Source organism: Vibrio sp. 10N.261.52.A1 (assembly GCF_002876325.1).
Taxonomy (GTDB): domain Bacteria; phylum Pseudomonadota; class Gammaproteobacteria; order Enterobacterales; family Vibrionaceae; genus Vibrio; species Vibrio chagasii.
The window spans coordinates 1-406 of record NZ_MCYD01000683.1 but is presented as its reverse complement, the minus strand read 5'-3'; the positions used below and the strand labels follow the sequence as shown (position 1 = coordinate 406).

Here is a 406-nt window from a genome sequence, read left to right as displayed (position 1 = left end):
ATATTAAACAGATTGTTAGTTTTCCGGTTCAGCAAACCTCAAGATATCCTTGTAATTATTTACAACAATATCGATAGAGTTATCGTCGTGGTAAACTCGATAAAGCTTCCCACTTTCACCGTCATTAACATTAATAAAGTATGGGTCACCAGAACCACACAAACAGCAAGCGACAGCTATGTACCCAGATTTAACGACGTTAATACCCGGATAATAATTGCTAGTTTCATCGTCAATATCCGAGCACGTAAAGACCTTAAAATCTGCACCTAGCCCAGACAAATCGAAATCATCTGGGATCTCAAATGACTTATTACTCAAGTTGTTATCAGATATAAAATTTAACCAATAATCTGGAATATTTATCATTGTAAACTCCAAAAGAAAACTAACGCCCTGCTAAGTG

The 406-nt window shown here is 36.0% G+C and carries 1 protein-coding gene; it reads right to left on the bottom strand.

Going from position 1 to position 406, the window contains the following annotated elements:
* Nucleotides 1–15 precede the first annotated feature (15 nt).
* A complete protein-coding gene (locus BCT81_RS13265) occupies nucleotides 16–369 on the bottom strand; it encodes a hypothetical protein (RefSeq protein WP_102424720.1) in 354 nt (117 codons plus the stop codon).
* Nucleotides 370–406: the final 37 nt, after the last annotated feature.